The organism is Candidatus Nitrosarchaeum limnium BG20, from assembly GCF_000241145.1.
Lineage (GTDB): Archaea > Thermoproteota > Nitrososphaeria > Nitrososphaerales > Nitrosopumilaceae > Nitrosarchaeum > Nitrosarchaeum limnae.
Genome location: NZ_AHJG01000138.1, coordinates 1 through 3,002 on the forward strand (window position 1 = coordinate 1; position 3,002 = coordinate 3,002).

Genomic DNA, 3,002 nt, shown 5'->3' on the forward strand with positions numbered 1-3,002 from the left:
GCTAAGTTTTCAGATAACAATAATCATATAATTTGGTATACAGAATCTACATCTGAAAAGATTGTTGAACTTTTTAAAAACAATACTGCATTGATTTGTATATTTTCTTTGGGTGCTGTAATTAGACTTATTGCACCATATTTGAAAGACAAAAAAACAGATCCAGCAGTAATTGTGATTGATGACAAGGCTAATTTTGTGATTAGCATGTTATCAGGACATTTAGGTGGAGCAAATGAATTGACACAAATTATTGCTCAAAAACTTGATGCTAAACCTGTAATTACTACTGCTGCAGATGTTAATAAAACAATAGCAGTTGATCTCGTAGGAAAAGAATTTGGTTGGAAAATAGATGATGATTCTACAGTAACCAAAGTTAGTGCACACATGGTAAATGAAGAGAGTATAGGAGTTTACCAAGAAGCAGGAAAGAAAAATTGGGTAAAAGAACTGCCAAAAAATGTAAAAAATTATCCTAGCTTAGAAGAAATGATAAATTCGAATTCCAAAGGATATCTAATAATTTCTGATAAAATTTTAGAAGGTGATTTTCTTAAAAATTCTGTAGTGTATAGACCACCTAGTTTAGTAGTAGGAATTGGATTGCATTGGGATACATCTAAGCAAACCATAAAGGAGGGAATAGATGTTTGTTTGCAGAAATTCAAACTAAGTGAAAAATCTATTGCAAAATTAGCCTCAATTAAAAAATCAGAGGATGTCAAAGGACTGATTGATATTGGAAAAGAAATGGGGGTTAATGTGGAATATGTAAATAGAGAAGAGTTGGCTGAAATTTCTGCACCTAATCCGTCAGATACAGTCAAAGCATTTGAGGGAACTTCTAGCGTGTCAGAGGCTGCTGCAATCAAAGTATCTAGAGGAGAGTTAATTGTTGAAAAACAAAAATTTCCACCAAATTTGACAATAGCCGTAGCGAGGATAGTAAATTGAAGCGTGGACTATTACTAATAGATAGAGGAAGCAGAGAAAGAGAGGCATCAGAAGAATTAGAGATTATTTGTGATGCAATAAAGGCAAAAAGAGACTATGTGTTTACAGAATATTGTTTTCTAGAAGTAGAACCCCCATATATTGAAGATGGAATTAAAAGATGTCTTAAACAAGACATTGATCATTTAACAATAGTTCCATATTTTCTGTATCCTGGTAAAAAAGTAAAGAATGCAGTAACAGATGTTATGAAATTTCAGAAAGATACCAAAGTAAAATTTGTTGTAACAAAACCAATGAGTATGCATAAAACTCTAATCAGCTTAGTTGAAAATAGAATAGCTACAACTTTACAAGAGAATCAGATTACAATCCCAAAAAAAGATGTAGATGTTTTGATAATTGGACATGGTAGTAAAGATCCTAATGCACAATTATCATTAGATTATGTAGTTGATGGATTAAAAAATAATTATAGAAATGTAAACAGATGTTGGTTAGAGATAGAACAACCAGATATTGTTGAGGGGATTAAAACTTGTGAAAAAAATAAACCACAAGTTTTAGTAATTGTATTTTATTTCTTACATGAAGGTGCACATGTTAAAACTGATATTAACAATGATCTTAAACCTGCACTAGAAAACTCTAGTATCAAAAAGGCATACATTACAAAACATTTAGGAGTAGACGAAAAAATGATTGATTTGATTATAGAAAGAGCAAAAGAGGTTGAAAGTGCAGACTAGAAAAGGTCAATCAATTGAAGATGCAAGTATGCAAATGATTGATGAAGAGATTGGAACACATCAATATAATGAAAAAGAATGGCCAATTGTTAGAAGAATAATTCATTCAACTGCAGATTTTGATTTTGCAAAAGAAAATAGAGTGATCTTTCATAAAAAAGCAATTGAAAGTGGAATAAATGCGCTAAAAAAATGGATGTAGTATTGTAGTTGATGTTAATGGGGTAATAGGTGGTCTCAATAAACAAAATCCAAAAGATTTTCAAAACAAGATTGTTTGTAATATTTCTAACCCAGAAATAATGGAAATTGCAAAAAAAGAAAACAAAACTCGCTCTCAGGTATCAATGAGAATAGCATCTTCAGATATTGACGGTGGAATAGTTGCAGTTGGTAATGCTCCAACTGCACTTTTGGAAGTGATAGGAATGGTAAAAGAAGGAATTGTTAAACCTGCTCTAATAATCGGAATTCCAGTTGGATTTATCTGTGCTGCAGAATCAAAAGAAGAATTGAGCAAATTAGAGGAAACGCCATTTATTACAAATATAGGAAGAAAGGGTGGGAGTTCTTCTGCTTCTGCAATAATTAATGCTTTATACAAGCTTGTTAGAGCAGAGTCATCTTCTTGAGTAATTAATGCAATTTTTCACAAAAACTTTAGCATAATCAGAACTATCAAAATAGAGATGCCCATAAGATGCAAGTGTGTTGTATTGAATTAATCCATCTTTTTGGTTTTTAATTCCTAGTCCAATGTCTAATTCATATGCAAATTTTGAATCAGAGGAAACAGAATCTAATTCAGAATAATGAAATTCATGTCCACGTAATTCATGTGTTTTATTTGTGATTGTATTTTTTAAAACAATCTTGCCTTTTGTATAATTTAATTTCATTTTCTTAGTCATTTTAGTATCTGCATCAAATAATCCAATCATTTTAAATTTTTTATTCCCATAATCAATAGATTTTGTAAGATACATTAGCCCACCACATTCAGCATAAATTGGAGCAGAATCTTCAGATAATTTCTTTATGGTTTTTTTCATCACATGATTTTTTTCTAATAAATTACCTAAAATCTCTGGAAAACCTCCTCCAATGTAAATTCCATCAGATTCTGGAAGTTTTTTATTATTTATAGGACTAAAAAACTTAAGATTTGCACCTTCTCTTCTTAGTGCATTAAGATTATCACGGTAATAGAAATTAAAAGAACCATCAAGTGCTATAGCAATTGTAGTTGTTGGTTTTTTTGTTTTAATTTTAACATTTTTTTGAAGCGGTATAGGA

General features: G+C 30.7%; 2 protein-coding genes and 2 pseudogenes. 3 read left to right on the forward strand and 1 reads right to left on the reverse strand.

Features of this window, described 5'->3' with window-relative positions; genetic code table 11:
* The 3 genes and pseudogenes from BG20_RS04555 to BG20_RS13885 form a co-directional block, all read left to right on the forward strand.
* On the forward strand, positions 1-957 hold a 957-nt coding region (locus tag BG20_RS04555), incomplete at its 5' end, for a cobalt-precorrin 5A hydrolase (protein WP_010191471.1).
* Positions 954-1,706 (forward strand): sirohydrochlorin chelatase, encoded by a 753-nt coding sequence (locus tag BG20_RS04560; protein ID WP_010191473.1) that lies wholly within the window; start codon positions 954-956, stop codon positions 1,704-1,706. The genes BG20_RS04555 and BG20_RS04560, both read left to right, overlap by 4 nt.
* Positions 1,696-2,338 (forward strand): annotated as a pseudogene (locus BG20_RS13885) (precorrin-8X methylmutase). Before BG20_RS04560 ends, BG20_RS13885 begins: the two are co-directional and overlap by 11 nt.
* Here BG20_RS13885 and BG20_RS04570 read toward each other — a convergent pair.
* Positions 2,327-3,002: pseudogene (locus BG20_RS04570) on the reverse strand (type 1 glutamine amidotransferase family protein); the annotation flags it as partial. The pseudogenes BG20_RS13885 and BG20_RS04570 overlap by 12 nt on opposite strands.